Here is a 25689-nt window from a genome sequence, read left to right as displayed (position 1 = left end):
GTTAGAGGTTGCAGCCGAGTTCCCCGCAGTCGGGAAGCGCGTCGGAACCGGCTACCATCTCGCCGAGTTCGACGGCCGCGGGACCGCTTCCACCCTCCGGTGCCACCAGTTCACCCGGCCAGACGGGATTCATCGCCTGATGATCGCAGTCGCGGAACTGGTTCGGACCGAGGATAGTGTCCATCTCCAGTCCCGGAAGCACGTCTTTGACCTCGGCTGGGTCGGTCGAGTCCGCTTCCGCGATTCCCCGTGCAGTCATTCGGATGGACATGTACGCCGCGCGCGCGAAGTTGTCCGGAGCAGACCCGTACTCGCTCTGGTAGGCCTCAACGAACGACTGGTTGTCCCCAGTCTGTAGCGTCGGAAGGTATCGGACACCGCCATAGGTGCCGTAGGCCGCTTCACCGAGGGCACCGCGAACGACCGAGAACGTCATCGTCGGCGACATGAGCTTCACGTTCTCCTTGAGCCCCTGACTCGCCGCCTGCTTGACGAAGTTGATGAGGTCGCCACCAGTCATACCGAGAACCGCCACGTCGGCGTCGGAGTTGGAAATCTGGCTGATGTAGGAGTTGAAGTTCGTCGACCCGAGTTGCGAGCGACTGCGGCCCACCACGTTGATGTCGTGGCCGTTTTTCATGCGCTTTTCCACGCGCTGCATCACCGATTCGCCGTAGGCGTAGTCGGCGATGTGGAACCAGACGTTCGTTCCGAGCTTTTCGGCCGTGAAGTCCGAGACGGCCTCGGCCATCTGCGCCGTGTTAGTCTCGGCGCGGAACACCCACTCGTTACAGTTCGACCCGGTGATGGGGACGGCCGCCCCACCGGGATTGTAGATGACTTCCTCGTCCTTCGCGAACTCGTTGAGCGCGAGCGCGACGCTGGACGAGATTGCGCCCATGAGGAATGATGCACCGTCCTGTTCGACGACCGACTGGGCCTTCCGGCGACCTGTCGATGGGTCCGCTTCCGTGTCCTCGTAGACGCCGTTAATCTCGACATCGATGTCGTCGTTCTCGTTGACGTGCGAGATGGCGAGTTTGGCACCGTTTCGCTGCCCCTCTGCGAGACCACCGTACGGCCCGGTCATCGGACTGATAACCCCGTACGTGATGGTGTTCGACCCGCCGACACCGCCACCGAGACACCCCGAAAGCCCGGTCAGTCCGGTCATCCCTGCGAGTCCTGCTGCTTGTACAAACTTCCGTCGTGACGGACGCAGCCCACTACCGCTGTCCGCGGAATTTTCGTCTCTCATCATGGTGAGTCTGTATGTTCACAAGTAACATGATAATATTCACGTTTAAATGTTTGCGTTTGTGCAGCATCAAGAACGCCGCGGCACCTGAAAACGAACTTACGAGAGATGCTTGCGAGAACGGTCTTACGAGAAGTGCGGGGCGACTTCCTCACCGAGACGCCGGATGCATTCGGCCATCCGTTCGGTGCCAATTCCGGGGTGGTACGTCCGGAAGATGAAGTGGATGTCGTCGCCCAGCGCGTCTCGATAGCGTTCGAGTTGGTCGATTACGTCCTCGGGGCTTCCGTAAATCGCCTGCTCTTTGAGTTCCTTGCGACGCTCCTCGGACAACTCGGGGACCTCCTCACCGGAGAAGATTTCCGCGTATTTGCGTTGGATGTACAGGTAGCCGTCTTTCATCGCATCCCACGCTTCTTCCTTCGAGTCGTCAACGAAGCCGTGTTGGAGGACGTAGATAGTGAAGTCGCCGTCGAGGCCTTCCTCCTCGCGGACGTTTCTGATGTCGTCGACTCGCTTTTTCAGGCCGCCAACCGAGAGCGACGAAGGGGCACACCACGCGTCGGCCGTCCGTGCTGCCCGGCGAACTGCCGGTTTCGCCGCGCCGCCGAGCATGAGCGGAACGTCGCGCGAGGGTTTCGGCGTTACGTCGACGCCGGTTGCACCCTCGTGGAAGGGCGACTCGTGTTCGACCGGCCCCTCGGACCACGCATCCCGCACAAGCGACACTGTATCCGAGAGTCGCTCCACGCGCTCGTCTCGGGGAACGTCGAAGGCGTCGAACTCACGCGGGTTTGACCCGATAGAGAGACCGAGCGTCATCCGCCCGCCGGACAACAGGTCGATTGTCGCCGTGTCCTCAGCGAGCCGAATCGGATTATACAGGGGCGCAAGCGCAATGCAGGTTCCGATTTCGATGTCGTCTGTCATCGCGGCGAGCGCGCCGAGTGCGGGCATCGTTCCCGAAAGGTAGCCGTCTTCGAGGAAGTGATGTTCCGAGACCCACGCGCTCGCAAGTCCGGCGTCGTCTATCGCTCGTCCGAGCGTTAGCATCTCGTCGTACAGTTCCGTCATCGGTCGGTCGTCGTCTGGTCGCTTTTGACACGTGAACAGGCCGGTCCCGATTTCCATGACTGTGAGTATCTACCTCGTCTATTAATAGTTAGGAACAGCGAAGGTGGTGTATGTCGCTGCCAGACGAGTCGAACGCGCCGCCCGCCCGCGTCGACCACGTTGGAATCGCCGTCGAGAGCGTCGAAAACGCGGAACAGACGCTTTTCGCGCTCGGGTGCGAGCGCATCCACCGAGAGACGGTCGCCGACGAGTCGTTCGAGTGGGCGACGTACGTCCTCGGCGACGCGTCCCGAATCGAACTCATCGCGCCCGTCCAAGGCGAGTCGTTTCTCACCGACTACCTCGATGAACACGGACCGGGACTCCACCACGTCACGCTCGAAGTCGTCGACATCGACGCCACAATCGACGTGCTGGAGGAGGCGGGCGAGCGCGTCGTCGGCTATTCGGTCGAAGACGGGTGGACAGAGGCGTTCGTCTCACCGCAGAATCCGACCGGGGCGCTGTTTCAGTTGATGGAGTACCACGACGATTACGCGGACAGAGGGCCGGACGAGGCGCTCTTCGTCCGCGGAGAACGCTTGCAAAACGAGTGAGTTGGATGTCCAGGCGGCGGTGCGGTGTTATTCGGCGTCCTTCCGCTTGATGAGGAACTTCATGTCGCCTTCGAGGACGACGGTTCCGTCTTGCTTGGTCATCTCCACCTCGATGGTGACGAGACCGGCGTCCTCGCGGCTAAGCTCTTTCTGCCCAGAGACGACCATCGTCTGCGAGAGTGTGTCGCCGATGAAGACCGGATTCGGGAGGTCCATGTAGTTCATGCCGAGGAAGGCGATAGCCGTGCGCTCGACGATACCGGAGCGGTAGACGAACCCGGTCGATTGGACGAACGTCATCGGACCGTGGGCGATGCGCTGGCCGAACTGGGTGTCTTCTGCATACTCCTTGTTCGTGTGGAGTTCCGTCCAGTCGCCGGAGAGCGCGGAGTGCATCATGAAGTCCGCCTCGGTGACGGTGCGGCCAACGCTCTCGAACTCTTTTCCTTCGACGAAGTCCTCGAAGTAGTGCGGCTCGTAACTGTATGCCATACCCCCACCGTCACCCTCACCGGATAAAGAATTTTACATACTTATCAATCCTGACAGTCGGTGCCTACTTGATGGGTGACCGTGAGTGTGAGAATGTATGTCAACACCTGACGAGCAGGCAGAGATACGCGACCGCGCGTCGAACGACCCGTTCTGTGACCACGTCGGCATCGAACTCGCCGACTTCGGCGAGGGCTACGCGGAGACGACGCTCACACTCGACGAAGACCACCTGAACTTCCACGGGACACCCCACGGCGGCGTTATCTACACACTGGCCGACGCGGCGTTCGCTGCGGCCTCGAACAGTCACGGCGATGCAGCGTTCGCACTGGAGACGAACATCTCCTATCTCGCCGCCGCGGAAGTCGGCGACACGATTCGCGCCGTCGCCGAAGAGACGCACCTCGGCGGGCGGACCGCGGAGTACGAAGTCGTCGTCTCCGACGACGCAGGCGACAGAATAGCAACGTTCCGCGGGCGTGTGTACAAGCCCGGTCGCTGACGAAACCCGGTCGCTGACGAGCGGGCTTCGCATCGTGCGCGAGATGGCGAAAGAGACGACAGAAAAATCGGTCCCTGAGACGCGTCGTTACTGACCGCGGTGGTCGTAGACGCGCTGGACCTTCCCGACTTCCGTGCGGGCGATGTTTCCGTACTCGACGAGGTTCAGTTCGTCCGGCGTGAACGACAACACGTTCGACAGTCGCTTGGTGATTCGAGATTTGAGGTCGGTGATGGAGCCATCGAACTCTTCTGTGAGTTCGACGGTCACCTCTAACTTGTCGAGGCTGTTCTCGCGGCGGATGTCGATACGGTAGTGGGGAGCAATCTCGTCGAATTCGAGGACGACCGATTCGACCTCACTCGGATAGAAGTTCACCCCGCGGACGATGATGAGGTCGTCCGCCCGCCCGGTGATGTTGTCCATACGGACGGCGGTCCGGCCGCACTCACAGGTGTCGTAGTTCAGTGTGGTCAGGTCGCCCGTCCGATAGCGCAGAACGGGGAGGGCGTCCTTGGCGAGTGTAGTCAAGACGAGTTCGCCCTCTTCTCCCTCTTCGACGGGTTCGCCGGTGTTCGGGTCGATGATTTCGGGGTAGAAGTAGTCCTCCCAGATGTGGAGGCCGTTCTGTTCTTCGCACTCGATAGAGACGCCGGGACCGACGATTTCGGAGAGCCCGTAGATGTCGATTCCTGTGACGCCGAGGCGTTCTTCGATTTCGGCGCGCATCGGCTCAGTGCAGGGTTCCGCACCGAAGATGACGACCCGGAGCGGGAGGTCCTTGATGTCGTAGCCCATGTCTTCGGCGACCTCCGCGAGGTAGAGTGCGTACGAGGGAGTACACGAAATCGCGTCGCTTCCGAGGTCGGCGAGCATCTCGACCTGGCGCTGGGTGTTACCGCCGCCGATTGGGATGACGGTCGCACCGAGTTCCTCGATACCCTGGTGGAGACCGAGACCGCCCGTAAAGAGGCCGTACCCGTAGGCGTTCTGCACCACGTCGTCCGACCCGAGTCCCGAGGTGACGAGACAGCGCGCGACTGCCTTACTCCACACGTCGAGGTCGTCTTGGGTGTAGCCGACGATTTTGGGCTTGCCGGTCGTCCCGGAGGAGGCGTGAATACGAACCACGTCGTCCATCTCTCGCGCGAACATCCCTGTGGGATAGTGGTCGCGGAAGTCCTCCTTCGTCGTAAACGGAAGCTTCGAGAGGTCCTCGACGCCCTCGATATCACCCGGTTCGAGACCTAACTCGTCGAACGTCTCGCGATAGAAGTCGACGTTTTCGTAGGCGTTCTGGACCGTCTCTTGGAGACGTTGGTCTTGCACCTCGCGGAGTTCGCTCCGCGAAGCGGTCTCCATGCTATCGAATACCATGTACAATTGAAGTCGATGATTGACGGTGATAAAAATGATGCGGTCGTTTTCTCGCGTTCACGGGGCGAACCTATATCGCGGGGGACACGCAAGCCACTATCATGCGAGATGCGTACATCGTAGGAGCGGGCCAATCGAGCTATGGCGCGTTCCCTGACGAGAGCTACCGGTCGCTGTTCACGACCGCATTCGAAGAAGCGCTCGACAGCGCGGGTGGTATCGACCACGGCGACATCGACGAAGCGGTCGTCGGGTCGCTCGGCGTCGGCGGCCGACAACTCGGCCTGTCAGGCCCGGCGGCCACGGAACACGTCGGACTGCACGGCGTCCCCAGTAGCCGAATCGAAAACGCGTGTGCGGCGAGCGGATACGCCGTGCGACAGGCGGTTCAGGCGGTCAAAAGCGGGATGGCCGACGTTGCACTCGCGGGCGGGTACGAGGTCATGACCGACATGAGCGGCGACGTGGCGAAGTACTGGCTCGGCGTCAGCGGCGAGACGGAGTGGGAGCGGCTGACCGGGACGACGTTTTCGGGCGTCTACGCCCAGATGGCGTCGGCGTACATCGACGAGTACGACGCCTCTCCGGACCACTTCTCGAAAGTCGCGGTCAAGAACCACAAAAACGGCGCGAAGAATCCGAAGGCGCACCTCGGCTTCGAGTGCTCTCTCGAAGACGCACAGAACGCGCCCATCGTCGCCGACCCCCTCAATCTCTACCACTGCTGTCCGACCTCCGACGGGGCTGCGACGGTCATCGTCGCCAGTGAGGACGTGGCCGCCACGTGTGACAAAGCGGTTCGCGTCGCGGGCGTCGGCGCGGCCTCCGAGCGCGTCGGGCTCTTCCAGCGCGACAGCTACACGTCGATTCGGTCGTCCGAACAGGCTGCCTCGCAGGCGTACGAGATGGCCGGTCTCGGTCCAGACGACGTTGACTTCGCCGAGGTTCACGACTGCTTCGCCATCGCCGAACTCCTCGCGTACGAAGACCTTGGCTTCTGCGAGCGCGGCGAGGCATCACGTCTTCTCGACGACGGCGTCACCGACCTTGACGGCGACCTCCCAGTCAATCCCTCGGGCGGCCTGAAGTCGAAGGGCCACCCAATCGGCGCGACGGGGGCCGGACAGGTCGTCGAGGCGTTCAAGCAACTCACCGGCCACGCCGACGACCGACAGATAGCCGACGCGCAGGTCGGACTTACCCACAACGTCGGCGGGTCCGGCGGTGCTGCTGTCGTCCACATCCTCGAAGGAGGTGTGCTATGACCGGCATCGCAGGTGTCGGGGCCTACGTGCCACGACTCTACCTCCCGGCCGAAGCCTACCGCGAGGCGTGGGGCAAAGGCGGCGCTGCGGGCGTCGAACAAGTTGCCGTCGCCGACGCGGACGAAGACACGCTGACGATGGGGACCGAAGCAGGTCGTCGCGCGCTCGCGGCGGCCACCGTCGATGCCGACGCGGTTTCGCACCTCGCGTTTGCGACCACGACGCCCCCGACCGACGAGGAAGAGGCGGTCGTTCGCCTCGCGTCGCTGCTCGGCGTCCCCGCGAACGCGACGATGCGGCAGTACGGCGGTGGAACCCGCGCCGGTGCTGTCGCACTCGCGTCGGCACTCGACACTGAGGGTCCAACCCTCGTCGTCGTCTCTGACAACCCGTCAGGTGCGCCCGAAAGCGACGAAGCAGCGGGTGCGGGCGCAGGTGCGGCCGCACTCGTTCTCACCGACGATGGCCCGCTCGCGGTCGAGTCAGTCGGCGAGTACGGTGAGCCGTCCCCCGGCACTCGATTCCGTCGCCACGGAAGCACGGAGACGGAATCAATCGGCATCACCCAGTACGAGCGCGACGCGTACACCTCGACAGTCGGCGGCGCAGTGGATGCACTCGACGCGGATGTCTCGGATGTCGATGCTGCGGCGCTCACTGCTCCTGACGGCAAACTCCCTTATCGCGCTGCTCGTGCGGTCGGCGTATCGACCGCAACGATTGCCGCCGGAACGGTCGTCTCGCAGACTGGTGACACCGGCGCAGCAGGGCCGTTCCTCGGTCTCGCGTCGGCCCTCGACGACGGCGCAGCGTCCGTCTTGCTCGTCGGTTACGGCGGCGGTGCTGGTGCAACGGCACTCTCCCTGACCGCCGCTGGCGACGTTCCAGTTGACGCCGTCTTCGACGGTGATGTCGAACTCTCGTACGCCGAGGCGCTTCGCCGACGCGGCACTATCACCGGCGAGGAACCGGAGGGTGGCGGCGCGTACGTCAGCGTCCCGACGTGGGCGCAGACGATTCCACAGCGCCACCGACTCGTCGCTGGCCGGTGTCGCTCCTGCGGTGCGCTCTCGTTCCCGCCGGAGGGCGCGTGCTTCGAGTGCGGGTCGCTGGACGGCTACGACGACACGCCGCTTCCCGGAACCGGAACGGTCGAGGCGGCGACGGTCATCGGACAGGGTGGCGCACCGCCCGAGTTCGTCGAACAACAACAGCGCTCTGGGTCGTTCCCAGTCGCCGTGGTCGCACTCGACGGCCCCGAGGGAGACGAGTCGGTGAGCATCCCGGCGCAGGTGGCGCACACGCCAGCCGAGACACCGGACATCGGCGACCGGGTCGAAGCGGTCCCACGCCGAATCTACGAACAGGAAGGCGTGGTCCGATACGGGTTCAAGGTCGTTCCGACCGAGGCGCGGCGATAATCGCCCGCGCCCCTCCGTTCTCGCTATTTTTATCGCTCAGGTCGCTCGAACACCGTCGCGACACCCTGCCCGAACCCGACACACATCGTTGCGAGTCCGTACCGACCGCCCCGACGGTCGAGTTCGTGGAGGAGCGTCGTGGCGATGCGCGCGCCCGAACACCCGAGTGGATGACCGAGGGCGATTGCGCCGCCGTTGACGTTCAGTATCTCGCCGTCGATGCCGAGTTCGCGCTTGCAGTAGAGGCTCTGGGAGGCGAACGCCTCGTTGAGTTCGACGAGGTCCATCTCGTCGATAGTCAGTCCCGCCTTGTCGAGCGCGGCGCGCGTCGCTGACACGGGCGCGACACCCATCTCTTCGGGGTCGACGCCGACGACTGCTCGGGAGACGACGCGCCCGAGAATCGGCAGGTCGTTCGCGTCGGCGTAGGATTCTGACGTGACGAGCGCCCCTGCTGCACCGTCAGTCAGGGGTGACGCGTTCCCCGGCGTGACGGATGCCGCATCGTCGTCGGCGAAGACGGTCGGGAGGCCAGCCAACACGTCCATCGACGTGTTCGCACGCGGGCCTTCGTCGTGTTCGACGACTCCGTCCGGTGTCTCGACGGGGACAATTTCGTCGGCAAAACGGCCGCTCTCGCGGGCGTCGATGGCTCGCTCGTGGGAGCGGAGCGCGAACGTGTCCTGGTCCTCGCGGGCGATGTCGTATCGACGTGCGACCGTCTCTGCCGTCTTGCCCATCGAGAGCGAGTCACCGCCATCGTAACGCGCTTCGAGTGCCGGGTGGAGCCAATCGGAGAACGGAACCCGCGTCATGTGTTCGACACCGGCGATTGGGTACACCGCCCCATCGCCCGATTCGACTGCGCGTGCGGCATCGTTCAGCGTCGTCAGCGACGACCCACACAGACGCGAGAGGGTCGCGCCCGGTACCGTCTCGGGAAAGTCGCCAGCCAAAAGCGACTGTCGGGCGAGGTTTCGGCCTTGCTCAGCCTCTTGATTCGCACAGCCGAGACGGAAATCCACCCACTCGTCGGGGGCGACCCCGGTTCGGTCGACAAGCGCGTTTAGAACCGCTTTGACGAGGTCCTCTGGATAGAGGTTCTCGAACCCGCCGCCTTTCTTCGCCTGTGGCGTTCGTACTGCATCGACGACTACCGCGTGCTCGCTACCACTGCTCATACACGAATTGTCTGGGGGCATCCATCTTGAACCTTCGTCAGAAGAAGGCAAACGATTATGATGGTTCCCGAACCCCTTTTCGATGATGAAGGTCTGCGTACTCGGAGCTGGCACGATGGGACACGGAATCGCCCAGGTGTCCGCGATGGCCGGCCACGACGTGACGATGCGCGATATCGAGACGGAATACGTCCAGAACGGACTGGACGCCATCGAATCGAACCTCCAAGGCGGCGTCGACAGAGACAAAGTGACGCCCGAAGAGATGTCGGCGACCCTCGACCGAATCTCGGGGACGACATCGCTCGAAGACGCTGTCTCGGGTGCCGACCTCGTGGTCGAGGCTGTCCCCGAAGACATGGGATTAAAGCAGAACACGGTCAGCGAAGTCGAGGGGTTCGCGGACGACGACACCATTATCGCCTCGAACACGTCGTCGCTCTCTGTGACCGAAATAATGAGCGCGCTCAACGACCCGGGACGCGGAATCGGCCTGCACTTTTTCAACCCGGTTCACATCATGGCGCTTGTCGAGGTCGTCGTCGCCGAGCAGACCGACGCGGACACACTCGAATTCGCCCGCGAGTACGTCGAGGGAATCGACAAGACGGTCGTGGAAGTCGGCGACGCACCCGGCTTCGCGTCCTCGCGTCTGGGTGTTGCACTCGGCGTCGAAGCGATGCGCATGGTTCAGGAGGGCGTCGCCTCACCCCGCGACATCGACACCTCGATGGAACTCGGCTACAACCACCCAATGGGACCAATCGAACTCGGTGATGTCGTCGGTCTCGACGTGCGACTCGGCATCCTCGAATATCTTCGCGAAGAACTCGGCGAGCGCTTCCGGCCGCCGCAGATTCTCAAGCGCAAGGTTCGCGCCGGAAAGCTCGGCAAGAAGACCGGTGAAGGCTTCTACGTCTGGGAAGACGGCGAAATCGTCGGTGTCAGCGAGGACGTGATGGACCGATGAGCGGCATTGAATCCGTCGCCGCGGAGTGCGAAACGGTGAACGTCGCGGTCGGCGACAGAGTAGACGGCGTCGTCACTGTCACGATGTCGCGGCCGGACGCCCGAAACGCCCTGAACGCGACGCTCCGCGCAGAACTCAAGCGCGTCCTCGACGCCATCGACGAGAGTGACGCGCGCGTCGTGGTACTCACCGGTTCAGACGAGGCGAAGGCGTTCGTCGCCGGGGCAGATGTGAAGGAACTCCGCGAGCGAGACATGCTCGAACAGCGCGAAGCGAGCAAGCGCCCGCGCGTGTATGAGTACGTGGACGACCTGCGGCAACCCGTCATTGCCCGTATCAACGGCCACGCACTGGGCGGTGGGTGTGAACTCATTCAGGGCTGTGACGTGCGCATCGCCCACGAGCGGGCGAAAATCGGCCAACCGGAGATTAACCTCGGCATCATGCCCGGCGGCGGGGGCACCCAGCGACTACCGCGACTGGTCGGTGAGGGCCACGCCATGCGCCTCATCCTAACCGGCGAACTCATCTCCGCGGACGAAGCGGCCGATATCGGACTCGTCGACGAAGTCCACGACGACGACACCTTCGACGAGCGGGTGTACGAACTCGCCGCGATGATGGCCGAAAAGAGTCCTGTTGCGCTGGAATACGCGAAGAAGGCCATCAAAGCCGCCTCTCGGATGGACCTCGAACAGGGCATCGAATACGAGGCTGAACTGTTCGCCCAACTGTTCGCATGGCCCGACAAGGACGAGGGTATCGACGCCTTCTTCGAGGACAGAGACCCCGAGTGGGCCGACAGATAGCGTTCGAATAGTTCGAACACAACGCATCACCGCTGTTTCCCAAACGAACGTTGGTTTTAGCGCAGTTTCACAGACCCTCATGTCAGATGATGTCACGAGTCGAGCGATAACCCACTGGATTCACCGTGAGGGCGACGAAACGACGAGGATTACAGAGAGGACTTTGTTCCGCATATTCGAACGGCTGTCCGTGATATTAGAACGGGTGTACGAACTGGAGGAACAGCCGTTCGACCTTTCGGGAGAGTACCGAAGAATTCGAGACCAATGACGGTCGCTTCCGCGACTGGTTGGAACGAAAAACAGGCATACAACGCCAGATACACCGTAAATCGACGACCTCAGTCATCCATCCACGGTTCACACCAGTCTCACGCCCACCACACTCGAAGCGTGTCGAACCGGTCACACTCGTCTATTACGCACGTACCACTGTAATGGAACTGACGGAGTACATCTGTCAATCGACACGATTCATTACGGAAGTACGTTTGTAATGTTTACCGTAGCACATCCGATTCTTCGAAATTCATAATTATTGTATGCTAGCAATATGTTCGAACTATTCGAACAAGTAGAATCGACGAATTTCGACGAAAAATCCCGTCCTATCGACTGTACAGAGGCTTCTCATCGATTCAGGTCCGAATAAGCCGTGGTTCGCTCTCAGAATATGGGTTCGAATGGCTCGAACAGTTGTTCAAGAAGTTCGTTCGAGATTACGAGAAGCTGAGGTTGATCTCTACTTCGTTCGCCGCGCCAAGAAGGAGGTTCGCAAGTTCGTTTTCGAGTCTGTCGTCGGTGAGTCGGTTCGACGGGCCGGAGAGGCTAATCGCACCGACCGGATACCCCGCTTGGTCAGTGATTGGGACGCCGACAGCGTGGAGTTTCGGCACGATTTCTTCGAGGTTGAGAGCGAAGCCCCGCTTTCGGATGGTCGCTAACTGCTCGAAGAGTTCGTCTCGGTCGGTTATCGTGTCCTGTGTCTTCGCCGGGAGGCCGTGTTGCTCGATGATTTCGTCTACGCGGTCATCGGGGAACGCCGAGAGAATCGCCTTTCCGGCCGCCAGTTGGTGCAAGTACGACCGCGTCCCCTCGCGGGCAGGAGTCCGAACTGAGTGCTTGCCGCCTGCCCCGTAGAGGTGGTAGCCCCGCCCCTGTTCTTCCGTGACGCACCACACTTTTTCGCCGGTTTGTTCGGCGAGTTCGTCTACTTTCGGCTTCGCCACCTCGTAGAGGTTGTGTTGGTTGCGGGCGTGAATTCCGAAGTCGAGGAGCCGAAGTCCAACACGGTAACCGTCGTCGTCGAGAACGACAAATCCTTCCTGTTCGAGCGTCTTCAGGTGTCTGTGGACGGTGCTCTTCGCGAGGTCCAGTTCCGCCGCCAGCGCAGTCGGCCCGAGCGTCCCCCGCTCTTTGAGCCGGTCGAGGATGGCGAAAGAGGTTGCCGCCGTCTTCACTGGACGGCGTTGTTCGTCAACTGTCATCGTTCTTCGTCTGTGGCCGACCACTATAAGTGTTGTTCGCACTATTCGAACGTCCGTTCGGTTCGTTCGAATTTGCGGAACCGGCGATAGAGCAAAGTACCCCCCAAGTGTGATACCCGACGTGCATGATTAAATTGGTGAATTTGGTCGTTCGGAAGGACGGCTACACGCACGAGGAGTTCGCCGAGCGGTGGATGAGCGACCACACCGAGATGGCGAAAGACCTGCCCGGTCTGAAAAAGTACGTCACGAGTCTTCCCGCATCTCCCGAACGGTCCGAGTACGATGGCATCGTCGAACTCTACTTCGAGGATATGGACGCGCTGAAGGCGGCGTTCTCCTCCGAAACCGGCGAAGCCGTAAACGCAGACGCGGCCGAGTTCATCGACATGGAGCAGGGACCGACGCTCTACGTCGAAGAGACCGTCCACCTCGACAGGTCGTGAATCACCCATGGACACGAGCGAACGACTCGTCGAGAGTCTAGAGCGACTCGGCGTCGAGCGCGTCTTCGGGTACCCCGGCGGTCGGATCATCGAACTGTTCGACGAACTCCCCGACTCGAGCATCGACCTCGTCCGACCGCGCGACGAGCGCGAGGCGAGCGTCATGGCCGAGATGCACGGTCGCCTCACCGGCGAACCCGGCGTGCTCGCCGGACAGGGTCCGTGGATTGGGAGCTTAGGGCTTATCGGACAGATGGAAGCGCGCCTCGCGTCCTCGCCGATGATTGCCATCACAGAGGCGTCCGAGCGCGGTGACTACTCGACGATTGCGCCGTACCAGCAATCCCGCGGTGACTACGGCGGTCTCGACCTGCCGAACATCCTCGATTCAGTGACCAAAGAATACTGGTTCCCGCGGACGCCGAACGAGACGGTTCGGAGCCTCCAACTGGCGTACAAACACGCCGTCGCAGGGCGGCCCGGTCCGACCGCGGTCATCCTCGACGGTGACGCGGTGACAGAGGAGTTCTTCGAGGAGTCGATGCCACCCGTGTGGGACGAAGCGGCGCAGACTCGCATGTGGAAGGCAGCGCCGACGCCGCGCGACGTTGCAGCGGCGACAGAGGCGCTCGAATCCGCCGAGCGACCGGTCATCATCTCAGGGAACGGCGTCCACGCCGCGAACGCGTACGAGGAACTGCAGAACGCGGCCGAAGCGTACGAAGCGGCTGTCGTCACTTCGTACCTCGGAAAGTCCACCTTCCCGGAGACGCACCGCCTCGCTGGCGGCGTCATCGGCTCGTTCGGACACGAGGGAGCGAACCAACTGGTGAGCGAGGCGGACGTACTCCTCGTCGTCGGGTGTCGCATGAACCCGATGGACACAAACTGGCAGGCACCGGAGTTCATCCGACCCGACGAGCAGACGATTATCCACGCCGACATCGACCCCCGAAACGCTGGCTGGGTCTACCCCGCCGACGTGGGCCTCATCGGCGATGCCGCGGAGTCGCTTCGGGAACTCACAGAGAGCGGTGGTAACGACAACGTGTGGGCCGAAGCCAGTGCCAGCGACGCCCGCAAGTCGTTCTCCGCGCCCGAGTGCGACTCCGATGCCGTCCCGGTCCTCCCGCAACGCGCCGTCAAGGAAATCGAGCGCGTCGTCGACGAGGACACCATCGTCACCGCGGATTCGGGGAACAACCGCTTTTGGCTCCTGAACTACCTTCAGGTCCCGGCGGTCGGAACCTACTACGGGTCCGGCGGCGTCGGCGGAATGGGGTGGGCGACACCCGCTGCAGTGTCCGCCGCGCTGGCGACCGACAAGAACGTCATCGGCGTCGCAGGCGACGGTGGGTTCTCGATGACGATGAACAGCGTGGAGACAGCCGTCGAGTACGGTGTCGCCCCCACGTTCGTCGTCCTCAACGACACCAGTCTCGGAATGGTCCGCCAGATGCAACACGGTCCGGACGACATCTCCGGTGTCGAGTTCCACGACACCGACTTCGTCCGCGTCGCAGAGGCCTTCGGCGCGAACGGCGTGCGCGTCGAGACGCCCGACGAACTCGGGGACGCACTCACCGAGGCGACGACGAGTGACCTCCCGACGGTCGTCGACGTTCGCATCGACCGCGAACCGGACATGGCCGAGACGCTCCAGTCGTCGTTCTACGCGTCGGTCGGCGGGCTACACGAGTAGTCGCGCCCGACGCCCCGTCCCGATTTCAGAGCCACTTCCTTCCCATCGGCAACCCGTGCCGGTTCGGGAAACACTTTTCTCGCGCGCTGGTAGACCTATGATAGCATGTCATCATCGACCGTGATGGTCACCGGCGGAACCGGTTTCATCGGTTCGTACGTCGCACAGGACCTCCTCGACGCGGGACACGATGTCGTCGCGTACGACCTCTCGACAGACCCACGAATTCTCGACAAACTCGGCATCGCCGACGACGTGACGATTCGACGCGGCGACGTGACCGACCCAACGGACGTATTCCGGGCGGTACGGGAGACGGGAACGACGCATATCGTTCATCTCGCCGCGCTGTTGACGACGACGGCACGGGCGAACCCACGCGCCGCGATGGACGTGAACATCGCGGGGACGAACAACATCTTCGAAGCGGCGCGAGCACTTCCCGACCAGGTCGAGCGCGTCGCGTGGGCGTCTTCGGCCGCGGTCTACGCCCCCCCGGCGAATTACGGCGACGACTTCGTCACCGAGTCCGACCTCGTCTATCCCGACACGCTCTACGGCGCGACGAAGGAGTACAACGAGCATCAAGCGCGCGTCTACTACGAGGACTTCGACGTCTCCCACGTCGCCATCCGTCCGACAGTGGCGTACGGACCGTATCGCGAAACCGGCGGGTCCGCGTTCCTCGCGAACATCGTCGAAAAGCCCGCGCTCGAAGAATCCTTCAGCGTCGAATACGGCGACCAGGTCATCGATTGGCAACACGTCCGCGACATCGCACAGGGCTTCAGACTGGCGGCGTTCACGCCGGACGAAGACCTGACCCAGCGCGTCTACAACGTCCGCGGTGAACTCGCGACGATTCGAGAGGCCGCAGAGACAGTCAAGCGAATCATCCCGGACGCTGACCTCACCGTCTCGGACGAAGGCGAGTTGCCGTGGACGCAGCAACTCGATATGACGAAGGCGAAAGCGGACCTCGGGTACGAACCCGAGTACGGCCTCGAAGAGGGCTTCCGCGACTACATCAACGTGCTGCGAGAAGAAAACGGATTAGACCCGGTCTGAATCGAGCGGTCGGGCAGTCAGCCAGTCCGACAATCAGTCGGTCTCCGGTTCGAGGCCCAAGAGGTCGCGAATGTCGTCGGACGAAAGCAGGTCGACGAGGCTCGCACCTTCCTCGTACTGTGTCAGTTCTTCCTCGGTGAGATACTCGTCTAACTCGTGCTCCGAGAGCAGTTTTTCGAGTCGGTCGTCGATGTCGTCTGGGTCGTAGCCGGGAATGACCATACTCAAACACATGTTGTTTGGAAACAAATAACGTGGTGTCTCATGTCATTGTGTGAGGAACGCCCTCAGTCTATCACGATACCCTCGTCTTTCGTGTTCGGCGCACCGACGACGAACACCTCACCGGCTTCGACACAGCGGAGTTGCCGAAATTCATCCGGGGAGACGACGACTACGCCACCCGATTCGAGTTCGACTGTCTCAGTTTCGGTTCCGTCGGCGTCGAGAAAGACCATCTCGAACCGACCGGACAAGACGTGATACAGTTCTTCTTGCGTTTCGTGTCGGTGTTTGGTGCTGGTCTCACCGGCCTCGTACACCCAGACGTTCGGTCGCATCTTCTGTGGGCGAAGTTCGTACCCAACGGCGCGGAGGTCAATGCCATTCATTCCTTCGTGCAGTTCGAGGTCCGAGAGGTGAACGCTGTCGTGCATACTCGTGTGTACGTCAGGACAGGGTAAATGCCTACAGGCGAGTGGAGTCGCACAGGCCGACAGACGAGCAGAACCACACAGGCCGACAGACACAGGCGCAGGGTCGCAGGGACTGCCGTCAGAACGCGGCTACTGCGTCTGTGAGTACGAATCGACCCACTCTTTCAGCGTGATTCCCATCGTCGCCTGTGTGATGGCGTTCGAGGAGGCGGAGTTCGCGCTTTTGACGAGTTCGGCTTCGAGCGTTCGGGTCGGTACTTCGCCGATGAAGTGCGGAATCGCGCGCTGGACCGCCAGCGGACAGCCGACTTCGTGGGCTAGCGCGTAGCCCGACAGTGAGTGAGGAATCTCTTCTGTGGCGTACTCCGGGTCAGGGTTATCGAGCACCTCGTCGTCGACAAAGTCCACGTACTCGTAGCACTTTCCGACGTCGTGAAGCAGGCAGGCCGCACGGACGACATCGAAGTCCGGGTCCGCACCGTGGAAGTCACGCTGTTCTTCGGCCGCCCGCACGGCAATGCGGGTGACGCCGCGGACGTGTTCGACGTTGGTTACTTCGTGGATGTTCCACGCGTACGGGATGTCGTTGATGTCTCGCCACCCACCTCGTTCCAACCCGAGCACCCACGCCTCGACGACTTGCGCTCGGAGTTCGTCGTCGTCGATGTCGTCGAGTTCCGGAAAGGCGGCTTCGACCTGTGCTCGATGGTCGCTGTCGGTCATCGTCCGGCTCTCCACGTAACTGGGGCAGCCATGGCTCCGTGCTCGTACATGTGTACACTGTGCTCTCTACGTATGTCCTCAATAAAGTATGGGTGATGGCCACACACCACACAATGTGGCGAGGACAGGTCACCGCAGAGCGAACGTGACCGTCCCCCCTGCCGTCTACAACAAATTAATATGACGTTCGTGTGAGGTACAACCATGCCTTTCCACGAACGGGAGTTCATGAGTGGAACTCGCGGGACGATGGCGGTCGATTGGGAGCAACGAATCGACGTGAAACGAATGCGAGAGGAGCGAAAGGAGCGCGCGCTGACACGGATGCGCGACGCCGGACTCGGGAGCATGCTCCTCATCGATGACCCGAACATCCGATATGTGACCGGTCTGGCGATGACGGGTGGGTCGGGTGCAGACCACTACTCGCTGCTCATGGAAGACGGGAACGTCGTCCACTGGGACACCGCCGACCACGCGAGCAACCAGCAGTACAACTGCCCGTGGCTGAACGATATCCGGTACGCGTGTCCGGGACTGGGTAACGTCCCGCGGGCGTCCGGCCGCGACTCGGCGCGCTCGTTCCTCATCGACAAGATGGCACAGACCGTCGTCGACGCGCTCGAAGAGTACGACCTGACGGACGAACCGATGGGCATCGACACGGGTCACACAGGCCTTCTCAACGCGTTCGAGTCGAAAGGCGTCGACGTTCGCCCCGCCGAAACGGCCCGCGTGATGGAAGACGCACGGAAGACGAAGACCGAAGACGAAATCGAGTGTCTGCGGCAGGTGGCCGCCATCTGTGAGGCAGGCTTCCAAGCCATCGTCGATAACGCAAAGCCGGGCAAACGTGAGTCCGAAGTGTGGGGCGACGCAGTCCGCGAACTCTGGCGACACGGCGCGATGGCACAGGGTGGCTACATCACCTCCGGACCCAACACGTGGCCGAAGCACCAGGCCAACACCACAGACCGGATGATTCGCCCCGGTGACCTCGTCTATGCTGACTTCTACAACATCGGCTACCTCGGCTACCGGTCGTGTTATTACCGGACGTTCTCGATGGGAGCACCCACACAGGAGCAAAAAGACGCGTACGAGACGGCCCGCGACAACCTCTACGACGTCCTCGACGCAATCGAACCGGGGAAGACGACGGACGAAATCGCGATGGCGTTCCCCGATATGGAGGGCGAACACGCCGACTGGTACGGCGCAGACGAACACTGGCAGATGACGACCAACCACTGGGCGCACGGACTGGGACTCCAACTGTACGAAGTCCCACTCATATGGCGCGGTCTCTCACCCGACCACCCCATCGAAATCGAAGAGGGCATGACGATGGCCGTCGAGACACAAGAACCGGCCGGAAGACAGGGCGTTCGGGTCGAAGAGATGGTCGTCGTCCGCGACGACGGCGTCGAACTCCTCAGCCAGTGGCCCGTCGAAGAGATTACCGTTATCGACCACTAAGCGGACCGCCTCGACAGCCGCATCGAACCGGATTTAAATAACAATATTCTTATGGTCTCCCAGTCTCGGTGGCTGAAAGACCCATTTAAAAATTGTACAATTTGTAAAATGTGTCTTTAAAGGCCCGTAAGTTACGTATCCCAAGAGCCAATCTGACAGTTGTGAAAATACACAGGACTGACAGTAGTGGTAATTTTCCAGAGATTTTCGGGGTTAATCGGACAACAGGGGATGACTCATATCGGAGAAGCAAGAGCCATGAGCCAGAACAATGGACCGTATCAAAGCACACAAATACTCGTATGCGGTCACGTAAGCCAGACACCCACTCGATACGTGCTGGTGACACAGATCCATGACTGTCTCTCAGTTCCTCACAGACGACGACGCCGTCTCATCGGTGCTCGGGGTCGTCATACTCATCGTGATATCCCTGACGCTCGCAGCGATTATCGGCGTCTTTGTGTTCAACAGTAGCGACGAGATAAGCGACGAAAAGCCCGACGCGTCCTTCGAGTTCGAATTCGAAGACGACGCTTCGACTCCGAGGCTGACCATCAGACACGACTCGGGAGCGCCCGTCCCTGCCGACCAGTTGACCGTCACGGTCGACGGGACGAACGTGTCTCTCTCACCCGGATACGACTACGAACAGTCGTTCTCCGGCACCGTCGAAACGGGAACGACTGCGGTCGTCACGAAGGAGTCCGCCGGACCGGCGTGGGACGGCGAAGCCGTTCGCGTCGTCTGGACCTCAAACGCTGGTTCGGAGACGGCTGTTCTGGAGGAGACAACAGCACCGACGACCAGCGCGACGGGCGAGGACTGAGCCGGACCACAGTAATCGGTCACGCCCGGATAATCGTTCTATTCTTATCGGCCGCAGCGGCAAAAACGCTACTGGAACGGCAGGCGGTCACGAAGCTTATACTGGTGAGTTCCTTACAGCGCGCCTGTGGACACCCCGTTCGAAATCCTCGGTCTCGACCCCGATGCAGACGAGGACGCTCTCGTCGACGCCTATCGAGAGCGTATCAAAGCGGCCCACCCAGACCACGGTGGCTCGGCCGAGGAATTTCGACGTGTTCGGACGGCCTACGAAGCAATCAAAGAGGGATACACGGCCAAAGACCACGCAGCGGATTTACAGCGTGCCAAAGAAGAAGCCGACGCCGAACAGGGAGACGATAGCGTCGCCGACTCACCCACGACTGACGGCGACAGCGCCACGGAATCACCGGACGGCGCGCGTGTCGAGTATCTGAGCTACGAGGTCCTCGACGACTTCGGCTGGTCGATTCACGACGACGACCTGTTCGAAAAAGCCGCCGACGCGGACCTCCGCTCCGAGGATTACGGTGAGATAGTCGTCCCACCACGAACCAACCTTCTCGAAGCGGCACAGGACCATGGATTCGGCTGGCCGTACGCCTGCCGTGGTGGGGCCTGCGCGAACTGCGCCGTCGCAGTCGTCGAAGGCAACCTCGGAATGCCCGCAAATCACGTCCTCTCGTCGGCGATGATGGAAAACGGGATTCGACTGTCGTGCATCGGCGCACCCGTCACGGACGACCTGAAAGTCGTCTTCGACATCAAACACCTGCCCGGCCTCGAAGAACTCCGACTCCCGCCACAGCAGGCGCGGCGGATGTCGAACGACTGAGGTGCCGCTTGAGACGCCCGGGGCTCGCAAGTGGTACCATCTGTGCATTGGTTACAGTAGAGTTATCTAGTCTCGCGCGGAGTGTCGGGTCATGAACAGAAACGTATTCTGGACACCGACCACCGGAGTTGGAACCGAATCGCTCACTCTCGTTGAGGACTCGGCCGGTGTCGATGTAGACAGCGTCGTCGTCGGTTCGTTCGACAATGAGGCGTTCCGTATCCGATACGAAGTCGAGTGCGACAGGAGCTATCGCATTCGGCGAGTGGAGGTGTCCACTCTCGGTCTGGAAACGAAATCGCTCTCACTCCGGGCCGACGAGGAAGGGAGATGGACTGACGGTCGAGGGGAGACGGTGCCAAAACTAGATGGATGCACCGATGTAGACATCTCGGTCACGCCGTTTACGAACACGCTCCCAATTCGACGCTTGGAACTCACCCGGAACGAATCGGCCGAGATCAAGACCGTCTATATCTCCGTCCCCGAATTTCGCGTCGAGACTGCTTCTCAACGGTACACCTGTCTCGACCCACTCGATGAGAACGGTGGGCGGTATCGCTACGAAAGCGTCTCCAGCGGCTTTACGGCAGAGCTACCGGTTGACCCGGATGGACTCGTCATCGATTATCCAGACCTGTTCGACCGGCTCTGGTGAATCGCCATACAGCGGTTGATTTCACTGTGTCACGGCACGCTTGATGTTGTGAACGACACATTTTACGACGAGTTCACGAAATTCACGGTACCACGCTCGCGCACGCACGGCGTCGCCGTGCGTGCGCTTAATCGACGAGAAGACGGACTCACACATCGATCTCTGGCGGTATCGAGGCCCATCGACCCGCGCGTTATGCGCGTGGTCGATGGGCCGGAAGATGCGATGTTTAATCAGCGGTCTCACGTCTTCCTCCCGTAGCTTTTCGCGTAATCGCATCCAGTCGTAGCCTTTGTCGGCGGCGAGGCTGTGCAGGTCGCCTGCGTTGCGGGAGGCGACCTGCCAGCCGAGTTGTGTGTCGTGGGTTTTGTCGGTCGTACAATGAACGTCTAGAACAGCTTGCGTTTGAGTATCGACGAGAGCCGTCGCTTTGAGTGTCTGAACGCGATAATTCGTGCGGCGGCAGTAGTGCTTGCTAGCGTTTTCGCGGTCGAAAAAGGTGGCATCGATGGCGGCGTGACCCGAGAGGTCGTGCAGCTCCGACGAGAGTCGGAGCAGCACTCGCCAGACCTTCATCTGAAACCTATCAAATGCCTTAACCAGCGTCGAGTGGTCAGGGAGATCGTCCTCTTCGAGGCCGATCTCCCCACAAATATGCGGCATTTCGCTCAGCAGGTCGAGAGCATTGCGGTACGACTCATCGAGGTAAATTCGCAGACAGTGCAGCGATACAAGAGCGTAGTCGGCGAAGTCGCCACCCCCTTCGGGGGCGGCGACTTCGCCTCGGTCACCAACAACATTTTTAGCCAACGTGACCGCTTTGCTCGTGAAGCGGGAGATTTTCGACATAGGCATCGACAGTCTTCCGCTTCAACTCCTTTGAATTAACGACCGAATCCGCCGCTGTCTAGTGATTCACCAGAGCCGACAAGTGATGACAGGTCGAAAACCTGGAAGTAAGCGTCGTACTGTACTTCGAAACCTCGCAAGTATCACTACTGGGTCGGCTCTGTTCGCTGGGACTGTCGGAGCAACAAGCAAGCGTCAGCAGAAGGCTGAAGCTACGGAATTTGGGAAACGCGTTCCATTTGGGCAAGCGAAGAAAGTTGCGACGGCTGCTCGTCAACGATATGCGCAACGGGTGTATTCGTCGTGGAAGGGTGCCACGGTTGGGAAGCCACGGAAGTTCTTCACCAAAATCAAACTGAACACACGCAAGAAGTACGTCCCAACAGCCTACGTTTTCCCTGTCCGCAGTTCTCACAGTCCGGTAGGTTATCTCACGATCTCGGCCCGCAAGAAGTGGTCACCCGTTCTCGAAGCAAGTACTGCTGACCCACCCGGGTTTGATGAGCACTCCGTGAAAAATATGGCACGTCAGCAGGGAGAACGTCCCACTGGAACATACCTCTATCGTGGAGCAACAACCTACAGTGTTGAACTTGAGTCTGGAAAACAACTGTATCTCAACACTGGTCTAAAAGAGGGGACGACGACTGAGACACCCCAATTAGAGGTCGAGAAGCACGGAGAGAGTGTCGAGAGTCAGTGGTCAACAGCAGATACCATTCCAACTGGCGATGTCCAGATTCAGGGTAGCTACGGGATGGTCAATGGCATTGAGCCGTGGGATGCTAACGGTGGCTCCGGTTCCCTTTCTGGTAGCGACGAGGGTGGGGCAGATACGTCGGTCCCCGACCTCTACGGCAACACACCAGACAAGTGGGCGGAGTGGGACGGGTGTGCACCGTTTGCAGGTGCACAAATCCTCATGTATCACGAAGGGATCTCAGTTTCAGACATTGAGCAACGTGAAGAGATGGCCGATCGGCTTCACGTCTTGATGGAAACCGATCCTGACGGGTGGACGGGATATCGAATGCCGCGTAAGGGGATTACGAGATATCCAACCAGTGAGGTTGAGCATGACTATACAGGTCATGATGAACTGTGGCTCTCAAAAAAGATGTTCCGCAATGAGATTGATGCTGAGCGGCCATTTATGCTGAATATTCCGAGTAACAAGGGAGTGAAGGGCGATGAGAAATCGTATACGGGCCACACTGTTGTCGTCCACGGGTATTACGAGAGTGACAATGGATTCGATGTGATCCACTACAACAGTTGGAACACAAACGAGCACAGGATGCAGTTCGGAAACTGGCCCATCAACACTTGGGGACGCGGGTCGTCTACTAACAATACACCTCCAAACCACATTCTGTAACAAGTCTTCACTATGACCCCAACCCAATCAGGACCACGTGACCTCAGCCGCAGTAGTGTAAAATATGTGGGTATTGCGTGTGTCGCTACGGTACTCGTCCCGGTACTCTTCGTCCTCGTAAGCCTTGCTTTCACCCCTGCTCCACTCTGGCTGTATGATAATCGGCTCATCGCGGCACTCGCAGTGCTGTTGGCCGCCGGCACTGGCTATTGGAGTGCGCGAGTTATTGGGACGACCCGTGCAGCGGGCTGGACTGCACTCCTCATCTGTGCGGCTGGGAGTGTTGTTGGATGGGTCACCGTCCATGCATTCGGGGTCTAATCACGCGTCTAGGTCGGCCCCCCAAAGGAAGGCGGGAGTTGGTGGGGCCACGCTGTGAGCACGTCTCCATGACCCCGTTGAATCCCTGAGCCGTGACAGGAAGTGCGTGCAACAGACAGAGGGTGAGTTCAGCAGGTGAAAATCTGCAGTACTCTGAGTCTTGGACAGAAAACCTACAATTACCGGTTACGAAGTCGAGGTTTGGAATGTATTGGGCCGAAGTTCTGTTTGGGAGTAATGATGAGGTGGATTTGAGGACATCGTTAGTCGGGATTTTCGCCGCCTCGTTTGTTGTAGCAATCGGTTATCTAACAGGCGTTTTCGGTTCTGCTTCGTTCGCCCCGTGGGGTGGCCCGAGTCCCCCACTCGTTGCGACACTCATCGCAATCGTATCGTCCGGTGCAATTGCGTACGTCCGTCGAGGATTCATTTTAGGGGTTGCCAGCTCTTGTTTCGTGTTCTTTACCACAGGGTTTGTAGAAGTGTTCTTCCTATACCGAGGGTTCACCGTCTCAGAGCGATTCGGTTTCTTCCACGACCTCGATTTCTTAATCGTCTCGTGGGGGTGTTTATTCGGCTGTATCGGGTATGTGGGTGGAAAATTACTCCGCCACCAGATTGGACGCCAGTAATCTGGTGAGAGTAGGTATTCTTTGTACGTAACATTGTAGCTGAGGAGACCACGTGACCGACTCGCGCTCTGTATGCAGCACGACCACAGAAACTGCACCACGTGCTGTCAAAAGTGACGTGCAACAGAAGGGGTTGAGTTCAGGAGAGATGGTGATTTACCTCAAGTGCAGTCCCGAAGAGGAGGTATAATGGGAGAGCAAGTCTCAAGAAAAGTGCAACAAGTCTCTTCTCGATTTATCATCGTTTGTCGTAGACTGTTGCGACCTGCTGCGGCGTGCGGTCTTGAGGACCGTACGCCGCGTATCCAGTTGCTTTCACACCAGACTTTCCACGATCTTCGTTCTGGTAGGTGAAGTTCACCGAGAGTTTCTCTCGGAGCGAGTCTTTTCTGGTCTTGACCGGAAAGACTGGTGGCGCTGTCTTCCGAGGAACACCGATGAGCTTCCCGGCGAAGGCGGCTCTGTCCATGAGAACCTGCTCGATCTCGAAGGGATATGTCTCGACGCGGTCGAGTACGTGCTTGACCGCGCTGGCCTTGATATCCCCGCCGTCAACTGGCTCCAGTGCCAGCATCAGTGGTTTTCCCTGCGCGATGACGAACGTTGTACAGTACTGGTGACACTTCGTTGTGCCGTCGCGTGCTTGCGTCCTCCTGAATTCGTTTTCGTCGTCTGGATGCCCGTGAAACGGGTTGTCAATGAAGTCGATGCAGATGGTTCTCGACCCGCTGCGATCGAGAACCGTCATCGCGACCATCGCAAGGTGTCGCTTACAGCGTCCTGCATGGCGTCTTTCTCCAGGGTGTGCAGCCAGTCCATCACCGTCTTCCGGTTTGGTGTGTCGCTCGTATTCGTCGTGACGCCGTTGACTGATGTTGTTCCAACGGCTACCGAAGCACAACTTCCATGATTTCCTCGGGATTGAGGCTGGTGCCCTTGATCCCTTCCATCGGAATCAATTTGAGTACCTCCAGACCAAGAGACTCCAACTGGGCGTTCGAAATGAACCCATCCGGATCTGTGAGAACTCCCTTGAGCAAGGGGACGTTCATCACGAGTGTACCCGGACAGCGAGTGAATCAGTGACCTGATTCATCCGCTTCGTTCCTACAACGTGTCAGCTACTGGGCTGTTGAGATAGAGTGGGCACCTAGCGACACTGGGAAGACTTGATACATGTCGGTGGCACGTCTCGGTAATTAGTGAGTAACTGTGCTATTTAGCTGTCCGTTTTCAGAATTTAACCGTTCACCTTTACGGGCGATTCTGTGATCCATCTCTTCTTCTTGACGACAGATTAATAGTGGATATGAAATATAATCCTATCTATGGCCGATAGCGAACGGTATCTCAAAGGTATCTTGGTTTTGATTGCACTTAATACTACAATTAATATTCTTAAACTATTTGTAGAACGGTTTGATGTTACTACTTCATCGATGATTATTTTCCTCTTTTTATGGCTATTCCTCACACTGATTGGTGTAATTGTGTCACGATATTAATCCAAAATTGCCAGGTTAATTGCACAAAACATCCCGTTAAGATATATTCATAATTGTATGCCGTACTGGCATATGACTATACTAGATTTAACTATGTCATACATGCAAACTAATGACCAGTTGTATGTGTTCTAACTATTTAGCCATAATATTTATTTATTGTACACCTCTTCT

24 protein-coding genes and 1 pseudogene are annotated in these 25689 nt (G+C 59.7%); 14 read left to right on the top strand and 11 right to left on the bottom strand.

All coding sequences use genetic code 11. The features are described from left to right. Position 1 precedes the first annotated feature (1 nt). Positions 2-1174 (bottom strand): ABC transporter substrate-binding protein, encoded by a 1173-nt coding sequence (locus tag ACH9L7_RS16340; RefSeq protein ID WP_396613509.1) that lies wholly within the window; start codon positions 1172-1174, stop codon positions 2-4. Between the two features lie 210 nt (positions 1175-1384). After that, a complete protein-coding gene (locus ACH9L7_RS16335; RefSeq protein WP_396613508.1) occupies positions 1385-2389 on the bottom strand; it encodes an LLM class flavin-dependent oxidoreductase in 1005 nt (334 codons plus the stop codon). 53 nt (positions 2390-2442) lie between these two features. On the opposite strand from ACH9L7_RS16335, the gene ACH9L7_RS16330 reads away from it, so the two are divergent. Further along, the gene (locus ACH9L7_RS16330; protein ID WP_396613507.1) at positions 2443-2928 is read left to right on the top strand and encodes a VOC family protein; all 486 of its coding nucleotides are present in this window, start codon (positions 2443-2445) and stop codon (positions 2926-2928) included. A 27-nt stretch (positions 2929-2955) separates the two neighbouring features. Here ACH9L7_RS16330 and ACH9L7_RS16325 read toward each other — a convergent pair whose 3' ends face one another. Beyond that, positions 2956-3420 (bottom strand): MaoC/PaaZ C-terminal domain-containing protein, encoded by a 465-nt coding sequence (locus ACH9L7_RS16325; RefSeq protein ID WP_396613506.1) that lies wholly within the window; start codon positions 3418-3420, stop codon positions 2956-2958. Between the two features lie 97 nt (positions 3421-3517). Between ACH9L7_RS16325 and ACH9L7_RS16320 the strand changes: the two genes are divergently transcribed. Beyond that, positions 3518-3925 (top strand): PaaI family thioesterase, encoded by a 408-nt coding sequence (locus ACH9L7_RS16320; RefSeq protein ID WP_396613505.1) that lies wholly within the window; start codon positions 3518-3520, stop codon positions 3923-3925. Between the two features lie 87 nt (positions 3926-4012). Here the strand turns inward: ACH9L7_RS16320 and paaK are convergent, their stop codons facing one another. After that, positions 4013-5302 (bottom strand): phenylacetate--CoA ligase PaaK, encoded by a 1290-nt coding sequence (paaK, locus tag ACH9L7_RS16315; protein ID WP_396613504.1) that lies wholly within the window; start codon positions 5300-5302, stop codon positions 4013-4015. A gap of 101 nt (positions 5303-5403) precedes the next feature. Between paaK and ACH9L7_RS16310 the strand changes: the two genes are divergently transcribed. Together ACH9L7_RS16310 and ACH9L7_RS16305 are read left to right on the top strand one after the other, a co-directional pair. Further along, positions 5404-6567 carry a thiolase domain-containing protein gene (locus ACH9L7_RS16310; protein WP_396613503.1) on the top strand — a complete coding sequence of 388 codons (1164 nt, stop codon included), beginning with the start codon at positions 5404-5406 and terminating at the stop codon, positions 6565-6567. After that, positions 6564-7988 carry a zinc ribbon domain-containing protein gene (locus ACH9L7_RS16305; RefSeq protein ID WP_396613502.1) on the top strand — a complete coding sequence of 475 codons (1425 nt, stop codon included), beginning with the start codon at positions 6564-6566 and terminating at the stop codon, positions 7986-7988. Before ACH9L7_RS16310 ends, ACH9L7_RS16305 begins: the two co-directional genes overlap by 4 nt. Before the next feature lie 29 nt (positions 7989-8017). Here the strand turns inward: ACH9L7_RS16305 and ACH9L7_RS16300 are convergent, their stop codons facing one another. Continuing rightward, entirely contained in the window at positions 8018-9169 is a 1152-nt protein-coding gene (locus tag ACH9L7_RS16300; protein ID WP_396613501.1) for a thiolase family protein, read from the bottom strand. An 85-nt stretch (positions 9170-9254) separates the two neighbouring features. On the opposite strand from ACH9L7_RS16300, the gene ACH9L7_RS16295 reads away from it, so the two are divergent. Further along, complete coding sequence (locus tag ACH9L7_RS16295; protein WP_396613500.1) at positions 9255-10139, top strand: 3-hydroxyacyl-CoA dehydrogenase family protein; 885 nt, start codon at positions 9255-9257, stop codon at positions 10137-10139. Continuing rightward, the gene (locus tag ACH9L7_RS16290; protein WP_396613499.1) at positions 10136-10948 is read left to right on the top strand and encodes an enoyl-CoA hydratase/isomerase family protein; all 813 of its coding nucleotides are present in this window, start codon (positions 10136-10138) and stop codon (positions 10946-10948) included. Before ACH9L7_RS16295 ends, ACH9L7_RS16290 begins: the two co-directional genes overlap by 4 nt. 719 nt (positions 10949-11667) lie before the next feature. On the opposite strand, the gene ACH9L7_RS16285 is transcribed toward ACH9L7_RS16290, so the two are convergent. Next, entirely contained in the window at positions 11668-12435 is a 768-nt protein-coding gene (locus tag ACH9L7_RS16285) for an IclR family transcriptional regulator (protein ID WP_396613498.1), read from the bottom strand. A gap of 125 nt (positions 12436-12560) precedes the next feature. On the opposite strand from ACH9L7_RS16285, the gene ACH9L7_RS16280 reads away from it, so the two are divergent. From ACH9L7_RS16280 to ACH9L7_RS16270, 3 genes are all read left to right on the top strand, one after another. Beyond that, positions 12561-12881, top strand: a complete 321-nt coding sequence (locus tag ACH9L7_RS16280) for an EthD family reductase (protein WP_396613497.1) — start codon at positions 12561-12563, stop codon at positions 12879-12881. A gap of 7 nt (positions 12882-12888) precedes the next feature. Then, complete coding sequence (locus ACH9L7_RS16275) at positions 12889-14583, top strand: thiamine pyrophosphate-binding protein (RefSeq protein ID WP_396613496.1); 1695 nt, start codon at positions 12889-12891, stop codon at positions 14581-14583. Between the two features lie 123 nt (positions 14584-14706). Beyond that, a complete protein-coding gene (locus ACH9L7_RS16270) occupies positions 14707-15651 on the top strand; it encodes an NAD-dependent epimerase/dehydratase family protein (RefSeq protein ID WP_396613638.1) in 945 nt (314 codons plus the stop codon). 33 nt (positions 15652-15684) lie between these two features. Here the strand turns inward: ACH9L7_RS16270 and ACH9L7_RS16265 are convergent, their stop codons facing one another. The 3 genes from ACH9L7_RS16265 to ACH9L7_RS16255 form a co-directional block, all read right to left on the bottom strand. Beyond that, complete coding sequence (locus ACH9L7_RS16265; protein ID WP_396613495.1) at positions 15685-15873, bottom strand: hypothetical protein; 189 nt, start codon at positions 15871-15873, stop codon at positions 15685-15687. Between the two features lie 65 nt (positions 15874-15938). Continuing rightward, positions 15939-16307, bottom strand: coding sequence for a cupin domain-containing protein (locus ACH9L7_RS16260; protein WP_396613494.1), 369 nt, complete (start codon positions 16305-16307; stop codon positions 15939-15941). A 129-nt stretch (positions 16308-16436) separates the two neighbouring features. Continuing rightward, positions 16437-17030, bottom strand: coding sequence for an HD domain-containing protein (locus tag ACH9L7_RS16255; protein ID WP_396613493.1), 594 nt, complete (start codon positions 17028-17030; stop codon positions 16437-16439). 228 nt (positions 17031-17258) lie between these two features. Here ACH9L7_RS16255 and ACH9L7_RS16250 point away from each other — a divergent pair, with 228 nt between their 5' ends. The 4 genes from ACH9L7_RS16250 to ACH9L7_RS16235 all read left to right on the top strand — a co-directional run bounded on the left by ACH9L7_RS16250 (position 17259) and on the right by ACH9L7_RS16235 (position 20830). Next, complete coding sequence (locus ACH9L7_RS16250; RefSeq protein WP_396613637.1) at positions 17259-18509, top strand: M24 family metallopeptidase; 1251 nt, start codon at positions 17259-17261, stop codon at positions 18507-18509. A 355-nt stretch (positions 18510-18864) separates the two neighbouring features. Then, positions 18865-19338, top strand: coding sequence for a type IV pilin (locus ACH9L7_RS16245; protein ID WP_396613492.1), 474 nt, complete (start codon positions 18865-18867; stop codon positions 19336-19338). A gap of 126 nt (positions 19339-19464) precedes the next feature. After that, on the top strand, positions 19465-20172 hold the full coding sequence (gene fer / locus ACH9L7_RS16240; RefSeq protein WP_396613491.1) for a ferredoxin Fer: 708 nt from the start codon (positions 19465-19467) through the stop codon (positions 20170-20172). Positions 20173-20263: 91 nt separating this feature from the next. Beyond that, complete coding sequence (locus ACH9L7_RS16235; protein WP_396613490.1) at positions 20264-20830, top strand: putative glycolipid-binding domain-containing protein; 567 nt, start codon at positions 20264-20266, stop codon at positions 20828-20830. 21 nt (positions 20831-20851) lie between these two features. On the opposite strand, the gene ACH9L7_RS16230 is transcribed toward ACH9L7_RS16235, so the two are convergent. After that, positions 20852-21679: an IS5 family transposase gene (locus tag ACH9L7_RS16230; protein WP_396613489.1), complete on the bottom strand. Its 828-nt coding sequence runs from the start codon at positions 21677-21679 to the stop codon at positions 20852-20854. A gap of 520 nt (positions 21680-22199) precedes the next feature. Between ACH9L7_RS16230 and ACH9L7_RS16225 the strand changes: the two genes are divergently transcribed. After that, positions 22200-23057, top strand: coding sequence for a C39 family peptidase (locus ACH9L7_RS16225; RefSeq protein WP_396613488.1), 858 nt, complete (start codon positions 22200-22202; stop codon positions 23055-23057). 1194 nt (positions 23058-24251) lie between these two features. On the opposite strand, the pseudogene ACH9L7_RS16220 reads toward ACH9L7_RS16225, so the two are convergent. Further along, a pseudogene (locus ACH9L7_RS16220) lies at positions 24252-25062 on the bottom strand (ISH3 family transposase); the annotation flags it as partial. Positions 25063-25689 lie beyond the last annotated feature (627 nt).

The organism is Haloferax sp. S1W (genome assembly GCF_044593955.1).
In the GTDB taxonomy this organism is placed as follows: domain Archaea; phylum Halobacteriota; class Halobacteria; order Halobacteriales; family Haloferacaceae; genus Haloferax.
Note: the sequence above shows the minus strand (reverse complement) of the source record. Positions and strands in the feature narration are given on the sequence as shown.

Coding starts and splice junctions, on each gene's coding strand:
- ACH9L7_RS16340 (WP_396613509.1), bottom strand. CDS start 1,174: ATGACCGGACTGACCGGGCTTTCGGGGTGTCTCGGTGGCGGTGTCGGC.
- ACH9L7_RS16335 (WP_396613508.1), bottom strand. CDS start 2,389: ATGGAAATCGGGACCGGCCTGTTCACGTGTCAAAAGCGACCAGACGAC.
- ACH9L7_RS16330 (WP_396613507.1), top strand. CDS start 2,443: ATGTCGCTGCCAGACGAGTCGAACGCGCCGCCCGCCCGCGTCGACCAC.
- ACH9L7_RS16325 (WP_396613506.1), bottom strand. CDS start 3,420: ATGGCATACAGTTACGAGCCGCACTACTTCGAGGACTTCGTCGAAGGA.
- ACH9L7_RS16320 (WP_396613505.1), top strand. CDS start 3,518: ATGTCAACACCTGACGAGCAGGCAGAGATACGCGACCGCGCGTCGAAC.
- paaK (WP_396613504.1), bottom strand. CDS start 5,302: ATGGTATTCGATAGCATGGAGACCGCTTCGCGGAGCGAACTCCGCGAG.
- ACH9L7_RS16310 (WP_396613503.1), top strand. CDS start 5,404: ATGCGAGATGCGTACATCGTAGGAGCGGGCCAATCGAGCTATGGCGCG.
- ACH9L7_RS16305 (WP_396613502.1), top strand. CDS start 6,564: ATGACCGGCATCGCAGGTGTCGGGGCCTACGTGCCACGACTCTACCTC.
- ACH9L7_RS16300 (WP_396613501.1), bottom strand. CDS start 9,169: ATGAGCAGTGGTAGCGAGCACGCGGTAGTCGTCGATGCAGTACGAACG.
- ACH9L7_RS16295 (WP_396613500.1), top strand. CDS start 9,255: ATGAAGGTCTGCGTACTCGGAGCTGGCACGATGGGACACGGAATCGCC.
- ACH9L7_RS16290 (WP_396613499.1), top strand. CDS start 10,136: ATGAGCGGCATTGAATCCGTCGCCGCGGAGTGCGAAACGGTGAACGTC.
- ACH9L7_RS16285 (WP_396613498.1), bottom strand. CDS start 12,435: ATGACAGTTGACGAACAACGCCGTCCAGTGAAGACGGCGGCAACCTCT.
- ACH9L7_RS16280 (WP_396613497.1), top strand. CDS start 12,561: ATGATTAAATTGGTGAATTTGGTCGTTCGGAAGGACGGCTACACGCAC.
- ACH9L7_RS16275 (WP_396613496.1), top strand. CDS start 12,889: ATGGACACGAGCGAACGACTCGTCGAGAGTCTAGAGCGACTCGGCGTC.
- ACH9L7_RS16270 (WP_396613638.1), top strand. CDS start 14,707: ATGGTCACCGGCGGAACCGGTTTCATCGGTTCGTACGTCGCACAGGAC.
- ACH9L7_RS16265 (WP_396613495.1), bottom strand. CDS start 15,873: ATGGTCATTCCCGGCTACGACCCAGACGACATCGACGACCGACTCGAA.
- ACH9L7_RS16260 (WP_396613494.1), bottom strand. CDS start 16,307: ATGCACGACAGCGTTCACCTCTCGGACCTCGAACTGCACGAAGGAATG.
- ACH9L7_RS16255 (WP_396613493.1), bottom strand. CDS start 17,030: ATGACCGACAGCGACCATCGAGCACAGGTCGAAGCCGCCTTTCCGGAA.
- ACH9L7_RS16250 (WP_396613637.1), top strand. CDS start 17,259: ATGAGTGGAACTCGCGGGACGATGGCGGTCGATTGGGAGCAACGAATC.
- ACH9L7_RS16245 (WP_396613492.1), top strand. CDS start 18,865: ATGACTGTCTCTCAGTTCCTCACAGACGACGACGCCGTCTCATCGGTG.
- ACH9L7_RS16235 (WP_396613490.1), top strand. CDS start 20,264: ATGAACAGAAACGTATTCTGGACACCGACCACCGGAGTTGGAACCGAA.
- ACH9L7_RS16230 (WP_396613489.1), bottom strand. CDS start 21,679: ATGTCGAAAATCTCCCGCTTCACGAGCAAAGCGGTCACGTTGGCTAAA.
- ACH9L7_RS16225 (WP_396613488.1), top strand. CDS start 22,200: ATGGCACGTCAGCAGGGAGAACGTCCCACTGGAACATACCTCTATCGT.